The organism is Bacillus sp. JZ39, assembly GCF_053903145.1.
On the sequence record NZ_CP096389.1, the window covers coordinates 603,708 to 622,835 of the forward strand.

Annotated in this window: 14 protein-coding genes, 4 tRNA genes and 3 rRNA genes; 19 read left to right on the plus strand and 2 right to left on the minus strand. The window is 45.7% G+C overall.

Annotated elements, in window-relative coordinates; all coding sequences use genetic code 11:
- Positions 1-13: 13 nt before the first annotated feature.
- From gmuD to gmuG, 5 genes are all read left to right on the plus strand, one after another.
- Complete coding sequence (gene gmuD, locus M1D65_RS03145) at positions 14-1,411, plus strand: 6-phospho-beta-glucosidase GmuD (RefSeq protein ID WP_456270763.1); 1,398 nt, start codon at positions 14-16, stop codon at positions 1,409-1,411.
- Positions 1,412-1,559: 148 nt separating this feature from the next.
- Positions 1,560-2,273: a transcriptional regulator GmuR gene (gene gmuR / locus M1D65_RS03150; RefSeq protein WP_144453520.1), complete on the plus strand. Its 714-nt coding sequence runs from the start codon at positions 1,560-1,562 to the stop codon at positions 2,271-2,273.
- A 28-nt stretch (positions 2,274-2,301) separates the two neighbouring features.
- Positions 2,302-3,201 (plus strand): fructokinase GmuE, encoded by a 900-nt coding sequence (gene gmuE / locus M1D65_RS03155; RefSeq protein ID WP_120027839.1) that lies wholly within the window; start codon positions 2,302-2,304, stop codon positions 3,199-3,201.
- Entirely contained in the window at positions 3,198-4,145 is a 948-nt protein-coding gene (manA, locus tag M1D65_RS03160) for a mannose-6-phosphate isomerase, class I (protein WP_456270764.1), read from the plus strand. Before gmuE ends, manA begins: the two co-directional genes overlap by 4 nt.
- 18 nt (positions 4,146-4,163) lie before the next feature.
- Positions 4,164-5,252 (plus strand): mannan endo-1,4-beta-mannosidase, encoded by a 1,089-nt coding sequence (gene gmuG / locus M1D65_RS03165; RefSeq protein WP_456270765.1) that lies wholly within the window; start codon positions 4,164-4,166, stop codon positions 5,250-5,252.
- Between the two features lie 58 nt (positions 5,253-5,310).
- Here the strand turns inward: gmuG and M1D65_RS03170 are convergent, their stop codons facing one another.
- Positions 5,311-6,165, minus strand: a complete 855-nt coding sequence (locus M1D65_RS03170; RefSeq protein WP_014475997.1) for a manganese catalase family protein — start codon at positions 6,163-6,165, stop codon at positions 5,311-5,313.
- A 326-nt stretch (positions 6,166-6,491) separates the two neighbouring features.
- On the opposite strand from M1D65_RS03170, the gene M1D65_RS03175 reads away from it, so the two are divergent.
- The 12 genes from M1D65_RS03175 (at position 6,492) to tsaD (ending at position 15,679) form a co-directional block, all read left to right on the plus strand.
- Positions 6,492-6,568, plus strand: a tRNA-Arg gene (locus M1D65_RS03175).
- A gap of 13 nt (positions 6,569-6,581) precedes the next feature.
- Positions 6,582-6,655: transfer RNA gene (locus tag M1D65_RS03180), tRNA-Gly, on the plus strand.
- Between the two features lie 160 nt (positions 6,656-6,815).
- Positions 6,816-8,365 (plus strand): 16S ribosomal RNA (locus M1D65_RS03185).
- Between the two features lie 170 nt (positions 8,366-8,535).
- Positions 8,536-11,463, plus strand: a 23S ribosomal RNA gene (locus M1D65_RS03190).
- 54 nt (positions 11,464-11,517) lie between these two features.
- A 5S ribosomal RNA gene (gene rrf, locus M1D65_RS03195) occupies positions 11,518-11,633 on the plus strand.
- Together the 16S, 23S and 5S rRNA genes with 4 tRNA genes alongside form the textbook arrangement of a ribosomal RNA operon.
- A gap of 14 nt (positions 11,634-11,647) precedes the next feature.
- A tRNA-Met gene (locus M1D65_RS03200) sits at positions 11,648-11,724 on the plus strand.
- Positions 11,725-11,784: 60 nt separating this feature from the next.
- Positions 11,785-11,861 (plus strand) — tRNA-Asp (locus M1D65_RS03205).
- Between the two features lie 181 nt (positions 11,862-12,042).
- The gene (gene thiL / locus M1D65_RS03210; RefSeq protein ID WP_077671586.1) at positions 12,043-13,020 is read left to right on the plus strand and encodes a thiamine-phosphate kinase; all 978 of its coding nucleotides are present in this window, start codon (positions 12,043-12,045) and stop codon (positions 13,018-13,020) included.
- Positions 13,021-13,034: 14 nt separating this feature from the next.
- Positions 13,035-13,511, plus strand: coding sequence for a tRNA (adenosine(37)-N6)-threonylcarbamoyltransferase complex ATPase subunit type 1 TsaE (gene tsaE, locus M1D65_RS03215; protein ID WP_021481343.1), 477 nt, complete (start codon positions 13,035-13,037; stop codon positions 13,509-13,511).
- Positions 13,492-14,181 (plus strand): tRNA (adenosine(37)-N6)-threonylcarbamoyltransferase complex dimerization subunit type 1 TsaB, encoded by a 690-nt coding sequence (tsaB, locus tag M1D65_RS03220; protein WP_124073349.1) that lies wholly within the window; start codon positions 13,492-13,494, stop codon positions 14,179-14,181. Before tsaE ends, tsaB begins: the two co-directional genes overlap by 20 nt.
- Before the next feature lie 9 nt (positions 14,182-14,190).
- Positions 14,191-14,646: a ribosomal protein S18-alanine N-acetyltransferase gene (rimI, locus tag M1D65_RS03225; protein ID WP_276354898.1), complete on the plus strand. Its 456-nt coding sequence runs from the start codon at positions 14,191-14,193 to the stop codon at positions 14,644-14,646.
- The gene (gene tsaD, locus M1D65_RS03230; RefSeq protein WP_032726747.1) at positions 14,639-15,679 is read left to right on the plus strand and encodes a tRNA (adenosine(37)-N6)-threonylcarbamoyltransferase complex transferase subunit TsaD; all 1,041 of its coding nucleotides are present in this window, start codon (positions 14,639-14,641) and stop codon (positions 15,677-15,679) included. The genes rimI and tsaD overlap by 8 nt, the downstream gene beginning before the upstream one ends.
- 230 nt (positions 15,680-15,909) lie before the next feature.
- On the opposite strand, the gene M1D65_RS03235 is transcribed toward tsaD, so the two are convergent.
- On the minus strand, positions 15,910-17,838 hold the full coding sequence (locus M1D65_RS03235) for an ABC-F family ATP-binding cassette domain-containing protein (protein ID WP_087614378.1): 1,929 nt from the start codon (positions 17,836-17,838) through the stop codon (positions 15,910-15,912).
- 125 nt (positions 17,839-17,963) lie between these two features.
- Between M1D65_RS03235 and moaC the strand changes: the two genes are divergently transcribed.
- Both moaC and M1D65_RS03245 read left to right on the plus strand, forming a co-directional pair.
- Complete coding sequence (gene moaC / locus M1D65_RS03240; protein ID WP_064671831.1) at positions 17,964-18,476, plus strand: cyclic pyranopterin monophosphate synthase MoaC; 513 nt, start codon at positions 17,964-17,966, stop codon at positions 18,474-18,476.
- On the plus strand, positions 18,473-19,120 hold the full coding sequence (locus M1D65_RS03245; protein WP_003234073.1) for a redox-sensing transcriptional repressor Rex: 648 nt from the start codon (positions 18,473-18,475) through the stop codon (positions 19,118-19,120). The genes moaC and M1D65_RS03245 overlap by 4 nt, the downstream gene beginning before the upstream one ends.
- Positions 19,121-19,128: the final 8 nt, after the last annotated feature.

Genomic DNA, 19,128 nt, shown 5'->3' on the forward strand with positions numbered 1-19,128 from the left:
AGGGGAGAGAGACTTGGCACAAACAGAACAATATCGTTTTCCAAAGGGTTTTTGGTGGGGATCATCCGCTTCAGCAACACAAACGGAGGGTGCCGCCGACAGAGACGGAAAAGGCCAGAATATATGGGATTATTGGTTTGAAAAAGAACCGCATCGTTTTTTTGATCATGTCGGACCCGCAGACACATCCCAATTTTACGACAACTATAAAGAAGATATCAGGCTGATGAAGGAGCTTGGCCACAACTCGTTCCGGATGTCGATTTCCTGGTCACGTTTAATACCAAACGGAACGGGCGAGATCAACGATAAAGCCGCAAATTTCTATAACAATGTCATTGATGAGTTGATCGCTAACGGAATTGAACCATTTGTCAATTTGTTTCATTTCGATATGCCGATGGCGCTTCAAAAAATCGGCGGCTGGGTCAACAGAGAGACGGTTGACGCGTATGAAAACTATGCGAGAACGTGCTTCCGTTTGTTTGGCGGCCGGGTGAAAAAATGGTTCACGCATAATGAACCAATCGTTCCCGTAGAAGGCGGCTACTTATATGATTTTCATTATCCAAACAAGGTCGACTTTAAAGAGGCCGTCCAAGTTGGATTTCATACGATGTTATCAAGTGCCCGCGCCATTCAGGCTTACAGGGAGATGGAGCAGGACGGAAAAATCGGTATCATCTTAAATTTGACCCCTTCATACCCGAGAAGCAGCCATCCGGCGGATGTAAAAGCCGGGGAAATCGCAGACGCGTTTTTTAACAGATCTTTTTTAGACCCATCTGTCAAAGGCGAATTTCCCAAAGAGCTGGTTGACATTTTGAAGCATGAAGGCTTTATGCCAGATTACAACGCTGAAGATCTTGACATCATCAAAAAGAACACGGTTGACCTGTTGGGAGTGAATTATTACCAGCCGAGACGTGTGAAAGCGAAAGAACATCTTCCGAATCCCGACGCTCCTTTTTTGCCTGACAGGTATTTTGATTCCTACGTCATGCCGGGCCGCAAAATGAATCCGCATCGCGGCTGGGAGATCTATGAAAAAGGCGTTTATGATATTTTGATTAATTTAAAAGAAAACTACGGCAACATCGAGTGTTTTATCTCTGAAAACGGTATGGGGGTTGAAGGTGAAGAGCGATTCAGGGATGAACAAGGCATCATTCAAGATGATTACCGGATTGAATTTATAAAAGAGCACCTCAAATGGATTCACCGCGCCATACAGGAAGGCTCGAACGTAAAAGGCTATCACTTATGGACGTTCATGGACAACTGGTCTTGGACAAATGCCTATAAAAACCGATACGGATTTGTATCAGTCAATCTTGAGAAAGACGGAGAAAGAACCGTCAAAAAGAGCGGAAAATGGTTCAAAACAGTTGCTGAGCATAGCGGTTTTTAGATTTTCCTAAAGGTCAAGATCTTCCGGCAATCATCATAACGAATAGAGATGATGAAAATCCGCAACATTGATGAAATAGGGAAAAGAACTTATGATATCCGTAAAAGCTTATGTGATATCAGACTCTAACAGCTGCCGGAGGATGCCAATGAATAAATACGAAATTATTGCAAATGAAATGAGAAATAGAATTAAAAATAACGTATATCCGATCGATCAGCCCATTCCTGATGAAGTATCTCTTGCAAAAGAATTTAACTCAAGCCGCATGACGATGAAGAGAGCCTTGGATAATTTAGTTGCCGAGGGTCTGTTGTTTAGAAAACGAGGCCATGGCACGTTTATTATTCAATCTGCAATACAGGATGACCATGTACATGTAGTCAGCAATGAGATTCTCGGATTGACCAACTTGCTGAAAGATAAAAAAATCCAAAGCAAGGTCATTCAGTTTGAAGTGCAATTTCCCACTGAGGAAGTGGCCGCCCATTTGTCTATTGATCAGAAAACACCGGTTTATTATGTCGTTCGGCTGCGAATTGTAGAAGGTGAACCCTATGTATTAGAAAAAACATATATGCCGACTCATTTAATACCGGGCATTAATGACGATGTCCTTCATGATTCGATCTACAATCATATTACAAATGTGCTGCAGCTCAAAATCGCCGGAACGCATCGGAAAATCAGAGCCTGCAAATCTGATCATATTGACCAGCAGCATCTGGGCTGTAAACAGGATGATCCAATTCTTGAAGTGGAACATGTGGGCTTCTTAGATAACGGCATTCCATTTGAATATTCCTTTTCACGTCATCGGCATGACAAGTTTGTTGTGACTTCTGTAAACATACGGCGCTGATTGCGGAGACAACAAGGAGGCCATCTGCATGCTTGGCGGTATTGAAGCAGGCGGCACAAAGATTGTTTGTGCTGTCGGTAAGGAAGATGGAACGATCATTGACCGAATAGAATTCCCCACAAAGATGCCGGATGAAACGATAGAGAAAGTAATTCAATATTTTCGCCAATTTTCATTACAGGCAATCGGCATCGGTTCCTTTGGTCCCGTTGATAACGATAAAACCAGTCAAACATACGGTACCATTATGGCCACGCCGAAAGCGGGCTGGAGACACTACCCCTTTTTGCAAACCGTTAAGAACGAAATGAAAATCCCAGTCGGATTTAGTACAGATGTCAACGCTGCGGCGCTGGGTGAATTTCTTTTCGGTGAAGCGAAGGGTCTCGACAGCTGCCTGTATATAACGATTGGTACTGGCATCGGTGCGGGCGCAATTGTAGGGGGCAGGCTCCTTCAGGGGCTGTCGCACCCAGAGATGGGCCATATTTATATCCGGAGGCACCCGGATGACGCATACCAAGGGAAGTGTCCTTATCATGGAGATTGCTTTGAAGGCTTGGCTTCCGGTCCCGCCATTGAAGCGCGCTGGGGAAAAAAAGCCGCGGATTTATCAGATATAGCACAAGTCTGGGAACTGGAAGGGTACTATATTGCCCAAGCACTGGCTCAGTATATTTTGATCCTTGCACCTAAAAAAATCATTCTTGGCGGCGGCGTCATGCAACAGAAACAAGTGTTTTCTTATATCTATCAATATGTACCGAAAATCATGAACAACTACTTAGATTTTTCTGAATTGTCAGATGATATAAGTGATTATATTGTACCTCCACTTTTAGGCTCTAACGCCGGAATCATCGGCACGCTAGTTTTGGCGCACCAGGCCTTACAAGCAGAGGCAGCATCCGGGGAGGTGCGATCATGACGCATCCTTTATTTTTAGAGCCTGTCTTTAAAGAAAGACTATGGGGAGGGACGAAGCTTCGTGACGCTTTTGGCTACGCAATACCCTCACAAAAAACAGGTGAGTGCTGGGCCGTTTCTGCCCATGCCCATGGCCCGTCGGCTGTAAAGAACGGCCCGCTGGCAGGAAAGACACTAGATCAAGTATGGCAAGATCATCCAGAGATTTTCGGTTTTCCAGATAGGAAGGTGTTTCCGCTGCTGGTAAAGCTGCTGGACGCCAATATGGATCTCTCCGTGCAAGTCCATCCTGATGATGATTATGCAAAACTGCATGAAAATGGCGACCTTGGTAAAACGGAGTGCTGGTATATCATTGATTGCAAAGATGACGCCGAACTGATTTTGGGACATCACGCAAGCACAAAGGAGGAATTCAAACAACGAATAGAAAGCGGTGATTGGAACGGGCTGCTGAGGCGAATCAAAATCAAGCCCGGAGATTTCTTTTATGTGCCAAGCGGTACACTCCATGCTTTATGTGAGGGAACCTTTGTCCTTGAAATCCAGCAAAACTCTGATACAACGTATCGCGTATACGATTATGACCGCTGTAATGACCAGGGCCAAAAAAGAACTCTTCATACAGAAAAAGCCATGGAAGTCATAACGATACCGCATATCGATAAAGTGCATACACCGGAAGTAAAAGAAGTTGGTAACGCTGAGATCATTGTTTATGTGCAATCAGATTATTTCTCAGTGTACAAATGGAAGATTAGCGGCCGAGCTGCTTTTCCTTCACATCAAACCTATTTGCTGGGGAGTGTTCTGAGCGGATCAGGACGAATCATAAATAATGGTATTCAGTATGAATGCAATGCAGGCTCACACTTTGTCTTGCCTGCGCATTTTGGCGAGTTTTCAATAGAAGGAACATGTGAATTCATGATATCTCATCCTTAATGAATGGGGGAGTTGCATTTGTTTAAGAAACATACGATCTCTTTGCTCATTTTATTTTTACTTGCGTCTGCTGTTTTAGCAAAACCAATTGAAGCGCATACTGTGTCGCCTGTGAATCCTAATGCCCAGCAGACAACAAAAGCAGTGATGAACTGGCTTGCGCACCTGCCGAACCGAACGGAAAACAGAGTCCTTTCCGGAGCGTTCGGAGGTTACAGTCATGACACATTTTCTATGGCTGAGGCTGATAGAATCCGAAGCGCCACCGGGCAATCGCCTGCTATTTACGGCTGCGATTATGCCAGAGGGTGGCTTGAAACAGCTAAAATTGAAGATTCAATAGATGTAAGCTGCAACGGTGATTTAATTTCGTATTGGAAAAATGGCGGAATTCCGCAAATTAGTTTGCACCTGGCGAACCCTGCTTTTCAGTCAGGGCATTTTAAAACACCGATTACAAACGATCAGTATAAAAAAATACTAGATTCTTCAACAGCAGAAGGAAAGCGGCTAAATGCCATGCTCAGCAAAATTGCTGACGGACTTCAAGAGCTGAAGAACCAAGGTGTGCCTGTTCTGTTCAGGCCGCTGCATGAAATGAACGGCGAATGGTTTTGGTGGGGACTTACATCATATAACCAAAAGGATAATGAAAGAATCTCTCTATATAAACAGCTCTACAAGAAAATCTATCATTATATGACCGACACAAGAGGACTTGATCATTTGATTTGGGTTTACTCTCCCGACGCCAACCGAGATTTTAAAACTGATTTTTACCCGGGCGCGTCTTACGTGGATATTGTCGGATTAGATGCGTATTTTCAAGATGCCTACTCGATCAATGGATACGATCAGCTAACAACGCTTAATAAACCATTTGCTTTTACAGAAGTCGGCCCGCAAACAGCAAACGGCAGCTTCGATTACAGCCTGTTCATCAATGCAATAAAACAAAAATATCCTAAAACCATTTACTTTCTGGCATGGAATGATGAATGGAGCCCAGCAGTAAACAAGGGTGCTTCAGCTTTATATCATGACAGCTGGACACTCAACAAGGGAGAAATATGGAATGGTGATTCTTTAACGCCAATCGTTGAATGAATCAGTAATGTACAATAAGAAGGTGCTCAAGAAGTTTCTTGAGCACCTTCCCACTGGATTAAGCATTCATATCGCCTAACCCAGGACTGTGTTCATTCGGTATTTCAGGAAGCACTGGTACGGGAAACCCTGCCGGAGGATCTATTACTTGCAACTCTCCGCCATTTCGGCTTGGAGATTTCCCTTGATAGATTTCACTGATTCTCGTTTCATCCAACCTAAAGTTAAACTGTGCATTATGGTAGCCTAATTCGACATACTTTCTGCACTCAGGATATTTATTAATGTCATAATTCGGTACAGGGAGGAGCTTCGCCCACTCAACGCCCAATGTCTCGAGCGCTTTTGCGAATGCATTCTGGTGAGCATTGTCGCGTACAATCAGAAAAGCAAGTGTTTCGCGGAACGTCTGATTAGAGCTCATCTCATAAATTCTTGTTTTTTGCAGCACACCTGTCGACTCAAGAAGCAGGTTATCCAGCAGGTCAGTAATTAAGTTTCCGTGGTTATACACCCACGACCCGTTCCACGGATTGCCTCCTGCATCAACAGGAAGGGAACTTTGCGCACCAATAATATAATGATGAGGATTAGCATGTTTAACAGCTTCATTAAGTGGTGCTTGATCTGCACCTTGACTGCCGACACCTTCACCGCCTGATTCATCTAATAAAGCATTGATTGTGTTTTGAACCAGTTCAACGTGGGCAATTTCCTCTAAAAAAATGCCGCGAAGCAGATCGCGATACTGTTTCTGCTTTCCTCTGAAATTAGAGCTTTGGAAAAAAAACTGCATCATTGTACGCATTTCTCCGTAATGACCGCCTAATATCTCCTGCAGGACCTTAGCAGCTGCCGGGTCTGGTTTGTCCGGTTTAATGATATTAATCAGTTCCTCTTTGTAGTAATACATAACACGCCTCATTTCTTCTTAAGAGATTTTCTTATATTATTTGTAAGATGAGATAAAATATATACATGAGAAGGGGTGAAAGAAGAGAATAAAAAATACAGAAAAAGTGTTGACCAAATAAAACAGGCATGGTATATTATTAAACGTCGCTGATGAACAGCGTGAAACAAAACGAAAAACAAAAAAAGTTTTTCTAAGGTGTTTACAAGATTTTAAAAATGTGTATAATAAGAAAAGTCGAATTGAAAAAGATTCGAAAAAACATTTTTAAAAAACTTCTTGACTTCACCATCAAATGATAGTATGATAGTTAAGTCGCTTGATAAGCGCCCGTAGCTCAATTGGATAGAGCGTTTGACTACGGATCAAAAGGTTAGGGGTTCGACTCCTCTCGGGCGCGCCATTTAAGATACCACGCGGGTGTAGTTTAGTGGTAAAACCTCAGCCTTCCAAGCTGATGTCGTGAGTTCGATTCTCATCACCCGCTCCATTATTGAATGATCTTTGAAAACTAAACAAGACAAAACGTACCTGTAAATTCGTTTTTAAAAATCGCACAGCGATGTGCGTAGTCAGTCAAACTAGGGCCTGCACGACGCAGGTCACACAGGTGTCACCGCGGGATGCGGTGAACTTAACCTGTGATCCATTTATCGGAGAGTTTGATCCTGGCTCAGGACGAACGCTGGCGGCGTGCCTAATACATGCAAGTCGAGCGGACAGATGGGAGCTTGCTCCCTGATGTTAGCGGCGGACGGGTGAGTAACACGTGGGTAACCTGCCTGTAAGACTGGGATAACTCCGGGAAACCGGGGCTAATACCGGATGGTTGTTTGAACCGCATGGTTCAAACATAAAAGGTGGCTTCGGCTACCACTTACAGATGGACCTGCGGCGCATTAGCTAGTTGGTGAGGTAACGGCTCACCAAGGCAACGATGCGTAGCCGACCTGAGAGGGTGATCGGCCACACTGGGACTGAGACACGGCCCAGACTCCTACGGGAGGCAGCAGTAGGGAATCTTCCGCAATGGACGAAAGTCTGACGGAGCAACGCCGCGTGAGTGATGAAGGTTTTCGGATCGTAAAGCTCTGTTGTTAGGGAAGAACAAGTACCGTTCGAATAGGGCGGTACCTTGACGGTACCTAACCAGAAAGCCACGGCTAACTACGTGCCAGCAGCCGCGGTAATACGTAGGTGGCAAGCGTTGTCCGGAATTATTGGGCGTAAAGGGCTCGCAGGCGGTTTCTTAAGTCTGATGTGAAAGCCCCCGGCTCAACCGGGGAGGGTCATTGGAAACTGGGGAACTTGAGTGCAGAAGAGGAGAGTGGAATTCCACGTGTAGCGGTGAAATGCGTAGAGATGTGGAGGAACACCAGTGGCGAAGGCGACTCTCTGGTCTGTAACTGACGCTGAGGAGCGAAAGCGTGGGGAGCGAACAGGATTAGATACCCTGGTAGTCCACGCCGTAAACGATGAGTGCTAAGTGTTAGGGGGTTTCCGCCCCTTAGTGCTGCAGCTAACGCATTAAGCACTCCGCCTGGGGAGTACGGTCGCAAGACTGAAACTCAAAGGAATTGACGGGGGCCCGCACAAGCGGTGGAGCATGTGGTTTAATTCGAAGCAACGCGAAGAACCTTACCAGGTCTTGACATCCTCTGACAATCCTAGAGATAGGACGTCCCCTTCGGGGGCAGAGTGACAGGTGGTGCATGGTTGTCGTCAGCTCGTGTCGTGAGATGTTGGGTTAAGTCCCGCAACGAGCGCAACCCTTGATCTTAGTTGCCAGCATTCAGTTGGGCACTCTAAGGTGACTGCCGGTGACAAACCGGAGGAAGGTGGGGATGACGTCAAATCATCATGCCCCTTATGACCTGGGCTACACACGTGCTACAATGGACAGAACAAAGGGCAGCGAAACCGCGAGGTTAAGCCAATCCCACAAATCTGTTCTCAGTTCGGATCGCAGTCTGCAACTCGACTGCGTGAAGCTGGAATCGCTAGTAATCGCGGATCAGCATGCCGCGGTGAATACGTTCCCGGGCCTTGTACACACCGCCCGTCACACCACGAGAGTTTGTAACACCCGAAGTCGGTGAGGTAACCTTTTAGGAGCCAGCCGCCGAAGGTGGGACAGATGATTGGGGTGAAGTCGTAACAAGGTAGCCGTATCGGAAGGTGCGGCTGGATCACCTCCTTTCTAAGGATATTATACGGAATATAAGACCTTGGGTCTTATAAACAGAACGTTCCCTGTCTTGTTTAGTTTTGAAGGATCATTCCTTCGAAACGTGTTCTTTGAAAACTAGATAACAGTAGACATCACATTCAATTAGTAATACAAGATATCACATAGTGATTCTTTTTAACGGTTAAGTTAGAAAGGGCGCACGGTGGATGCCTTGGCACTAGGAGCCGATGAAGGACGGGACGAACACCGATATGCTTCGGGGAGCTGTAAGCAAGCTTTGATCCGGAGATTTCCGAATGGGGAAACCCACCACTCGTAATGGAGTGGTATCCATATCTGAATTCATAGGATATGAGAAGGCAGACCCGGGGAACTGAAACATCTAAGTACCCGGAGGAAGAGAAAGCAAATGCGATTCCCTGAGTAGCGGCGAGCGAAACGGGATTAGCCCAAACCAAGAGGCTTGCCTCTTGGGGTTGTAGGACACTCTGTACGGAGTTACAAAAGAACGAGGTAGATGAAGAGGTCTGGAAAGGCCCGCCATAGGAGGTAACAGCCCTGTAGTCAAAACTTCGTTCTCTCCTGAGTGGATCCTGAGTACGGCGGAACACGTGAAATTCCGTCGGAATCCGGGAGGACCATCTCCCAAGGCTAAATACTCCCTAGTGACCGATAGTGAACCAGTACCGTGAGGGAAAGGTGAAAAGCACCCCGGAAGGGGAGTGAAAGAGATCCTGAAACCGTGTGCCTACAAGTAGTCAGAGCCCGTTAACGGGTGATGGCGTGCCTTTTGTAGAATGAACCGGCGAGTTACGATCCCGTGCAAGGTTAAGCAGAAGATGCGGAGCCGCAGCGAAAGCGAGTCTGAATAGGGCGCATGAGTACGTGGTCGTAGACCCGAAACCAGGTGATCTACCCATGTCCAGGGTGAAGTTCAGGTAACACTGAATGGAGGCCCGAACCCACGCACGTTGAAAAGTGCGGGGATGAGGTGTGGGTAGGGGTGAAATGCCAATCGAACCTGGAGATAGCTGGTTCTCTCCGAAATAGCTTTAGGGCTAGCCTCAAGGTAAGAGTCTTGGAGGTAGAGCACTGATTGGACTAGGGGCCCCTACCGGGTTACCGAATTCAGTCAAACTCCGAATGCCAATGACTTATCCTTGGGAGTCAGACTGCGAGTGATAAGATCCGTAGTCGAAAGGGAAACAGCCCAGACCGCCAGCTAAGGTCCCAAAGTATACGTTAAGTGGAAAAGGATGTGGAGTTGCTTAGACAACCAGGATGTTGGCTTAGAAGCAGCCACCATTTAAAGAGTGCGTAATAGCTCACTGGTCGAGTGACTCTGCGCCGAAAATGTACCGGGGCTAAACGTATCACCGAAGCTGCGGACTGTTCTTCGAACAGTGGTAGGAGAGCGTTCTAAGGGCTGTGAAGCCAGACCGGAAGGACTGGTGGAGCGCTTAGAAGTGAGAATGCCGGTATGAGTAGCGAAAGAGGGGTGAGAATCCCCTCCACCGAATGCCTAAGGTTTCCTGAGGAAGGCTCGTCCGCTCAGGGTTAGTCGGGACCTAAGCCGAGGCCGAAAGGCGTAGGCGATGGACAACAGGTTGATATTCCTGTACCACCTCCTCACCATTTGAGCAATGGGGGGACGCAGGAGGATAGGGTAAGCGCGGTATTGGATATCCGCGTCCAAGCAGTTAGGCTGGGAAATAGGCAAATCCGTTTCCCATAAGGCTGAGCTGTGATGGCGAGCGAAATATAGTAGCGAAGTTCCTGATTCCACACTGCCAAGAAAAGCCTCTAGCGAGGTGAGAGGTGCCCGTACCGCAAACCGACACAGGTAGGCGAGGAGAGAATCCTAAGGTGATCGAGAGAACTCTCGTTAAGGAACTCGGCAAAATGACCCCGTAACTTCGGGAGAAGGGGTGCTCTGTTAGGGTGCAAGCCCGAGAGAGCCGCAGTGAATAGGCCCAGGCGACTGTTTAGCAAAAACACAGGTCTCTGCGAAGCCGTAAGGCGAAGTATAGGGGCTGACGCCTGCCCGGTGCTGGAAGGTTAAGAGGAGCGCTTAGCGTAAGCGAAGGTGCGAATTGAAGCCCCAGTAAACGGCGGCCGTAACTATAACGGTCCTAAGGTAGCGAAATTCCTTGTCGGGTAAGTTCCGACCCGCACGAAAGGCGCAACGATCTGGGCACTGTCTCAACGAGAGACTCGGTGAAATTATAGTACCTGTGAAGATGCAGGTTACCCGCGACAGGACGGAAAGACCCCGTGGAGCTTTACTGCAGCCTGATATTGAATGTTGGTACAGCTTGTACAGGATAGGTAGGAGCCTTGGAAACCGGAGCGCCAGCTTCGGTGGAGGCATCGGTGGGATACTACCCTGGCTGTATTGACCTTCTAACCCGCCGCCCTTATCGGGCGGGGAGACAGTGTCAGGTGGGCAGTTTGACTGGGGCGGTCGCCTCCTAAAAGGTAACGGAGGCGCCCAAAGGTTCCCTCAGAATGGTTGGAAATCATTCGCAGAGTGTAAAGGCACAAGGGAGCTTGACTGCGAGACCTACAAGTCGAGCAGGGACGAAAGTCGGGCTTAGTGATCCGGTGGTTCCGCATGGAAGGGCCATCGCTCAACGGATAAAAGCTACCCCGGGGATAACAGGCTTATCTCCCCCAAGAGTCCACATCGACGGGGAGGTTTGGCACCTCGATGTCGGCTCATCGCATCCTGGGGCTGTAGTCGGTCCCAAGGGTTGGGCTGTTCGCCCATTAAAGCGGTACGCGAGCTGGGTTCAGAACGTCGTGAGACAGTTCGGTCCCTATCCGTCGCGGGCGCAGGAAATTTGAGAGGAGCTGTCCTTAGTACGAGAGGACCGGGATGGACGCACCGCTGGTGTACCAGTTGTTCTGCCAAGGGCATCGCTGGGTAGCTATGTGCGGACGGGATAAGTGCTGAAAGCATCTAAGCATGAAGCCCCCCTCAAGATGAGATTTCCCATTCCGCAAGGAAGTAAGATCCCTGAAAGATGATCAGGTTGATAGGTCTGAGGTGGAAGTGTGGCGACACATGGAGCTGACAGATACTAATCGATCGAGGACTTAACCATATTTTGAATGATGTCACACCTGTTATCTAGTTTTGAGAGAACACTCTCAATTTGTTTGGTGGCGATAGCGAAGAGGTCACACCCGTTCCCATGCCGAACACGGAAGTTAAGCTCTTCAGCGCCGATGGTAGTCGGGGGTTTCCCCCTGTGAGAGTAGGACGCCGCCAAGCATTACTTTTATCATCGCGGGGTGGAGCAGTTCGGTAGCTCGTCGGGCTCATAACCCGAAGGTCGCAGGTTCAAATCCTGCCCCCGCAACCAAATATATGATTAAATAAGGAGTGCCCTAAGGGTGCAACCAAAATAATCCTATACAAATATGGTCCGGTAGTTCAGTTGGTTAGAATGCCTGCCTGTCACGCAGGAGGTCGCGGGTTCGAGTCCCGTCCGGACCGCCATTAATGTAAACGAAACGATCATGTTTTCGTTTTTTTTTGTGTTTTCTTTTACTATATCTTCTGCTTGGTGTCATAGCCAAGCTTTCTTTATATCGGGAACATCTTGGATATTTCAGCAAAATTCGATAAACTAGGAAGAGCACATATAGGCATAAGCAGGGTTGAAAGGAGATTTTGGTTCATGGATGAATTTGATTTGATACATAGCATTACTCCGCGGACCATTCACCATTCTTCCGTTGATGTAGGAATAGGTGATGATGCAGCGCTCTACACTGCGAAACACGGCGTTCAGGAAATTGTTTGTGTTGATACTATGGTAGAAGACGTGCACTTCAAATTACACTATTCCTCACCTGAAGATATCGGGTATAAGGCGTTAGCCGTTAATATAAGTGATATTGCCGCGATGGGAGGCATTCCGAAATTTTATCTGGTATCACTTGCGGTACCTTCAAAATGGACTGAATCTGAAATCAAGGCGATGTATGAAGGAATGAATGAACTGGCGAAACTATATCATATGGATCTGATTGGCGGCGATACAGTTTCTACCGCTGACAAATTAGTCGTTACAGTCACTGTGATCGGTGAAATTGAAAAGGGACAGGCCTGTTTGCGCAGCTTAGCAAAACCGAATGATATTGTGTTTGTAACCGGTGAAATCGGTTCTTCTGCAGCAGGACTTTCTTTATTATTAGAGGAGACTCATCCTCAAAATTCTTCTATTGACACGGATTACTTTATCCACAGGCATAAACGGCCTGAGCCAAGAGTAAGTGTCGGCAGATTATGCTCGAGTCTTAAACGGGCAGCTTTAAATGATGTTAGTGACGGATTGGCTAGTGAACTGAACGAGATTGCAGAAGCCAGCTGTGTTTCAATTGAAATTGATGAAAGCATGCTTCCAATTCATTCTGATTTACCTAAGCTTCATCCTAACTGGAAAGAATGGGCTTTGTTTGGCGGTGAGGATTTTGAGCTGACAGGGACGGTTTCAAAAGAGGAGTGGGAAGTGTTGAAGCAGCAGTGCGCAGCACGTCAACTTCCCATTACAAAGATTGGCCATGTCAGGGAAAAAACAAAATCTAAAGTGATCCTAAAAACAGATCAAACATCAATGATCTTAGAGAAAAAGGGATATAATCATTTTAAATAAGACGGGTGACTCGTGTGAAGCAATTAAAATGGAGAACTGTAAATCCAGAAGAAACAAAAGCAATTGCCAAGCTGACGGCATCGTTTGCTAAACCGGGAGACGTCCTGACATTAGAGGGCGATTTAGGTGCAGGAAAAACGACTTTTACGAAAGGTTTTGCAGAAGGGCTGGGAATTACACGTGTTGTAAACAGTCCGACTTTTACAATTATAAAAGAATATAACGATGGCTTACTTCCTCTTTATCATATGGATGTGTATAGAATGGAAGATGAAAGTGAAGATTTGGGACTTGATGAATATTTTCACGGACAAGGTGTCTGTCTCGTTGAATGGGCTCATTTAATTGAAGAACAGCTGCCACAGGAGCGACTGCAAATTGTCATCAAAAGAGCTGGTGATGATGAGCGGGAAATTACCTTTACTGCTGTCGGGAATCGGTATGAAATGCTTTGTGAGGAGTTAAGTAGACATGACAATATTAGCAATTGATACATCAAATTATACATTGGGCATTGCGCTGCTTCGAGAAGACACTATTATAGCAGAATACATTACATATCTGAAAAAGAACCACTCTGTAAGAGCGATGCCTGCCGTTCATTCATTGCTGAATGATTGTGATATGGCACCGCAGGACCTTTCTAAAATTGTCGTTGCAAAAGGCCCTGGTTCATACACAGGAGTAAGAATAGGTGTGACGTTGGCCAAAACACTTGCCTGGTCTTTAGACATTCCAATAAGTGCTGTATCAAGTCTTGAGACGCTTGCGGCAAATGGCCGGCATTTTGACGGTCTGATCAGCCCAATCTTTGATGCTAGACGGGGACAGGTGTACACAGGTCTGTATCAATATAAAAATGGACTTTTAGAGCAAGTTGTTCCAGATCAAAATGTGATGCTGGCAGATTGGCTGGAGATGCTAAAAGAAAAGGATCGCCCTGTTTTGTTTTTAGGTCACGACACTTCTATTCACAAGCAGATGATAAAGGATGTTCTTAGAACAAAAGGATTCATTGGAACTGCTGCCCAGCATAACCCGCGTCCTTCAGAATTGGCTTTTCTCGGGAAGGAAAAGGAAGCAGCTGATGTTCATGGGCTTGTCCCGGATTACTTGCGGCTGGCAGAAGCTGAAGCGAAATGGATTGAAAGTCAAAAGTAGGGTGATAGGATGAAAACAAAAGCAGCGGTCAGAAATATGCGGCTTGACGATATAGATCACGTATACGAAATCGAAGCATCCTCCTTTACGTCTCCTTGGACGAAGGATTCGTTTTATCATGAGCTGCTGGAAAATCCATATGCTCATTATCTCGTGATTGAAAAGGACGGCCATGTTGTTGGGTATTGCGGGATTTGGATTGTGATGGATGATGCCCAGATTACAAATATAGCGATAAAACCAGAGTATCGCAGCCAGTCTTTAGGAGAAACGCTTTTTCGCTCAGCTGTTGAACTGTGCAAAGAAAAAGACGCAAGGCGGCTTTCGCTTGAAGTGAGGGTTTCGAATCATCCTGCTCAAGGCTTATATAAGAAATTCGGGATGCAGCCCGGCGGAATAAGAAAGAACTATTATACTGATAACGGGGAAGATGCGTTAATTATGTGGGTGACGATAAATGAGTGAGCAAAAAGACATGTACGTATTAGGAATTGAAACAAGCTGTGATGAGACTGCTGCAGCTATTGTGAAAAACGGGAAAGAGATCATTTCAAACGTAGTAGCCTCTCAAATTGAAAGCCATAAGCGCTTCGGAGGTGTTGTGCCGGAAATTGCTTCAAGACATCATGTTGAACAAATCACTTTGGTTATAGAAGAGGCGTTTCGCAAAGCTGGCATGACGTATAGTGATATTGATGCGATTGCAGTAACAGAAGGTCCGGGACTGGTGGGAGCGCTTCTTATCGGAGTGAATGCCGCTAAAGCATTGAGCTTTGCCCATAACATTCCGTTAGTAGGCGTTCATCATATAGCCGGTCATATATATGCGAACCGTCTTGTAGAAGACATCGTGTTCCCGGCACTGGCATTGGTCGTTTCAGGAGGCCATACAGAACTGGTTTATATGAAGGAACATGGATCATTTGAAGTCATTGGGGAAACCCTTGATGATGCGGCAGGAGAAGCCTACGACAAAGTGGCGCGGACGATGGGATTGCCATATCCGGGTGGACCGCAAATTGACAAGCTAGCTGAAAAAGGGAATGACAATATTCCGCTTCCTCGCGCATGGCTTGAAGAAGGCTCTTACAACTTCAGCTTTAGCGGATTGAAGTCTGCGGTGATCAATACGCTTCATAATGCATCCCAAAAAGGGCAAGAGATTGCTCCGGAAGATTTGTCTGCCAGTTTCCAAAATAGTGTGATCGATGTCTTGGTCACCAAAACGGCGCGCGCGGCAAAGGAATATGATGTCAAACAGGTCCTTTTAGCCGGAGGAGTAGCTGCAAACAGAGGCCTCAGAGATGCATTAGAAAAGGAATTTGCCCAGCATGAAGGGATTACGCTTGTCATTCCTCCATTAGCTTTATGCACGGATAATGCTGCGATGATTGCTGCTGCTGGTACAATTGCTTTTGAAAAAGGAATTCGCGGTGCATATGATATGAATGGCCAGCCCGGCCTTGAATTGACTTCTTATCAAAGTCTCACGAGATAATAGCGTGAGACTTTTTATATGTTTGTTATTAACAGATAATTCACAATTTATCCACATGTCTGTGAGTAATTATAGAGATATAGATGGATAAAGGGCTGAAGTCGCTGTTGATAAAGTTGATAAATTCAGAATATTTTGTGGATATTGTGTATAAAGCGCTTACTTTGTTTTGCTTATTAGGGTATGTTCTGTGGATAAAAAGCACCTCTAAAAAGAGGTGCTTGACTTTTTTAATCTTCTTCTGTGGATAGTTCTTCCCATTCGGACAAAAGAGATTCCAGCTCCTGATTGAGCTTCTCATTGTCTGCATGGATAGCTTGTACTTTTTCATGATCCTGATAGACTTCAGGGTCACATAGCAATTCATCATTGCGGCTGATGTTTTCTTCAATGGTTTGAACAGTGGTTTCAATTTCTTCAATCCGACGGAGTCGTTGGCGCTCTTTCTTTTTCCATTCTTTTTCTTCCTCGTAGGAACGTTTGGAGTCAGACTTCACTGTAGCTGGCGTTTTTTCAGTTTCCTCTTGCTGATTTATTTTCTCCAATTCAAGCTGCTCTGTTTTTTTCTCTGTATAATAATCGTAATCTCCCAGATACTCCTCTATATGGCTTGAAGAAAGCTCCAATACTCTTGTGGCGATTCTGTTAATAAAATATCTGTCATGTGAGACAAATAACAGTGTGCCTGGATAATCAATCAGCGCGTTTTCGAGAACTTCTTTGCTGTCTAAATCCAGATGGTTCGTCGGTTCATCAAGGATGAGAAAGTTGGCTTTTTGAAGCATCAGCTTAGCTAGAGCCAATCTTGCTTTTTCTCCTCCGCTCAGTGAATGAACTGGTTTCAGCACATCATCTCCGGAGAATAAGAAATTTCCGAGACACGTTCTGATTTCTTTTTCTGGGAGCCCGGGGTACTCGTCCCACAGCTCATCAAGGACACGTTTAGAGGAAGTCAGCTCAGCCTGTTCCTGGTCATAATAGCCGACACTGACATTTGAGCCGTAAGAAATTGTTCCCTGATCTGGTTTTAGGGTGTCTATTAATGTTTTCAGCAATGTCGATTTACCTATTCCGTTAGGGCCGACAAGCGCAGCGCTTTCTCCTCTTGTGAGCATGAATGACACTTCTGTTAAAAGCGGCGGCTGGTTTTCATAGCTGATTGTGAGATCCTGAACACGAAGGACTTCATTTCCGCTCTGTTTTGTAATATCAAAATGAAAGTTTGCGGATTTTTCATCGCCAAGCGGTTTTGACATGACATCCATTCGCTCAAGCTGCTTTCTGCGGCTTTGCGCCCTTTTGGTGGTAGAGGCTCTCGCCAGATTTCGATCTACGAAGTCCTGCAGCTTTGCAATCTCGTCCTGCTGCTTTTCATACATTTTCAGATCTTTTTCATACTGCGCCGCTTTTTGGTCGAGATAAGCGCTGTAGTTGCCGTGATACTTTTTGCTTTCTGCTCTTGATACCTCGTATACCTGGTTTACTACTTTGTCCAAAAAGTAGCGGTCATGCGAAACGATGAGAATGGCGCCTGAATAGCCTTGCAAATAATGTTCAAGCCAGGTAAGCGTATCAATATCCAGATGGTTTGTCGGCTCATCGAGAATGAGCAAATCAGGCTGTGTTAACAGAAGCTTACCTAAAGCCAGTCTTGTTTTCTGGCCTCCGCTGAGGCTTTGAACCTGTGTAGAATCGTCAAAATGGCTGAAGCCGAGACCATGCAGCACAGATCTAACATCCGCTTCATATTGATAGCCGCCTTTATCTTTGAATTCCTGCTGAAGGCGGTCGTAGGTTTTCATGATGCTTTCTAATTCACCCGGGGCAGCTGCCGCCATTTTTTCTTCCATAGCCCGCATTTCCTTTTCCATTGCTTTTAAGTGGTCAAAAACAGTCAGCAGCTCTTCTTTTATGGTAAGCTTAGAATCCAAGCCAGTATGCTGGGCGAGATATCCCATTGTAATATCTTTCGGTTTAATAATTTCGCCCTTCTCATACGAAAGCTGGCCTGCGATAATTTTAAGGAGCGTGGATTTTCCGGCGCCATTTCTTCCTACAATGGCGATGCGATCACGATTTCTGACTTCCAGCTTTATATTGTTTAAAATAGTATCAGCACCAAACGATTTGGACAGCTGATTAATTTGTAAGATCATCATATTATTTCACCTCTGCTATAATAAGTTAAGTGTAGCTTATGAACCAGAAGTCAGCAAACAATACATTGGCCATATAAGACATAGAGAAGAAAATAGTGTATGATCTGTTTAAGGAGCGTTTTAATATGAATGGATTTTCTCATTTTAATGAACAGGGCAGAGCCCAGATGGTGGATATTAGCGAAAAATCTTCGACTGTCCGTACTGCGGCGGCTGTTTCAAGCGTACACATGAAGAATGAGGTGTACGAGAAAATACAGAGTCACGATATCGGCAAAGGAGATGTACTGGCTGTCGCACAGGTGGCAGGCATTATGGCCGCAAAGCAAACGTCGAATATCATTCCGATGTGCCATCCGCTTTCATTGAGCGGGGTAGATATATCGTTTGACTGGAAAATAAAAGAAGCAGAAGTTATACTTCATATAAAAGCACAGGTCAAAACGAAAGGGAGTACAGGTGTGGAAATGGAAGCGCTCACTTCTGCATCGGTGTGCGCTCTTACCGTTTACGATATGTGCAAGGCCCTTGATAAGGGGATGGTCATCGGCACTACTTTCTTGCTGGAGAAGACAGGCGGGAAAAACGGTGACTTTAAAAGAGAACTATCCGAGTATAATTTGGAGGACCAAAAATGAATAAGGATCAATCAAAAATTCCGCAGGCGACGGCGAAACGGCTGCCGCTTTACTATCGCTTTTTAAAGAATCTGCATGCGTCAGGAAAACAGCGTGTATCATCCGCTGAACTCAGTGATGCCGTAAAGGTTGATTCTGCCACGATTCGGAGGGATTTTTCCTATTTTGGAGCTCTTGGCAAAAAAGGATACGGATATAATGTGGATTATTTGCTGTCTTTTTTCCGAAAAACGCTTGATCAGGATGAGATGACAGACGTCATCTTGATTGGTGTCGGGAACTTGGGAACGGCATTTCTTCACTATAATTTCACAAAAAACAATAACACAAAAATTTCTATGGCTTTTGATATAAATGAGAGTAAAATAGGAACTGAGGTAGGCGGCGTGCCCGTCTATAACCTTGATGACCTTGAACAACACGTAAAAGATGAATCAGTTGCCATTCTTACAGTGCCAGCAGTTGCCGCCCAATCCATTACAGACAGATTGGTCGCATTAGGAATCAAGGGAATCCTTAATTTTACGCCGGCCCGTTTGAATGTGCCGGAACACATTCGAATTCATCATATAGATTTAGCAGTTGAGCTTCAGTCACTGGTTTATTTTTTGAAGCATTATTCAGTTTTAGAGGAAATCGAATAGAGGGAAAG

Excerpts from the sequence above, each read along its gene's own strand:
- tsaB (WP_124073349.1), top strand. The coding sequence starts at position 13,492 with ATGACAATATTAGCAATTGATACATCAAATTATACATTGGGCATTGCG.
- manA (WP_456270764.1), top strand. The coding sequence starts at position 3,198 with ATGACGCATCCTTTATTTTTAGAGCCTGTCTTTAAAGAAAGACTATGG.
- thiL (WP_077671586.1), top strand. The coding sequence starts at position 12,043 with ATGGATGAATTTGATTTGATACATAGCATTACTCCGCGGACCATTCAC.
- gmuR (WP_144453520.1), top strand. The coding sequence starts at position 1,560 with ATGAATAAATACGAAATTATTGCAAATGAAATGAGAAATAGAATTAAA.
- tsaD (WP_032726747.1), top strand. The coding sequence starts at position 14,639 with ATGAGTGAGCAAAAAGACATGTACGTATTAGGAATTGAAACAAGCTGT.
- moaC (WP_064671831.1), top strand. The coding sequence starts at position 17,964 with ATGAATGGATTTTCTCATTTTAATGAACAGGGCAGAGCCCAGATGGTG.
- M1D65_RS03170 (WP_014475997.1), bottom strand. The coding sequence starts at position 6,165 with ATGTATTACTACAAAGAGGAACTGATTAATATCATTAAACCGGACAAA.
- M1D65_RS03235 (WP_087614378.1), bottom strand. The coding sequence starts at position 17,838 with ATGATGATCTTACAAATTAATCAGCTGTCCAAATCGTTTGGTGCTGAT.
- M1D65_RS03245 (WP_003234073.1), top strand. The coding sequence starts at position 18,473 with ATGAATAAGGATCAATCAAAAATTCCGCAGGCGACGGCGAAACGGCTG.
- gmuE (WP_120027839.1), top strand. The coding sequence starts at position 2,302 with ATGCTTGGCGGTATTGAAGCAGGCGGCACAAAGATTGTTTGTGCTGTC.
- rimI (WP_276354898.1), top strand. The coding sequence starts at position 14,191 with ATGAAAACAAAAGCAGCGGTCAGAAATATGCGGCTTGACGATATAGAT.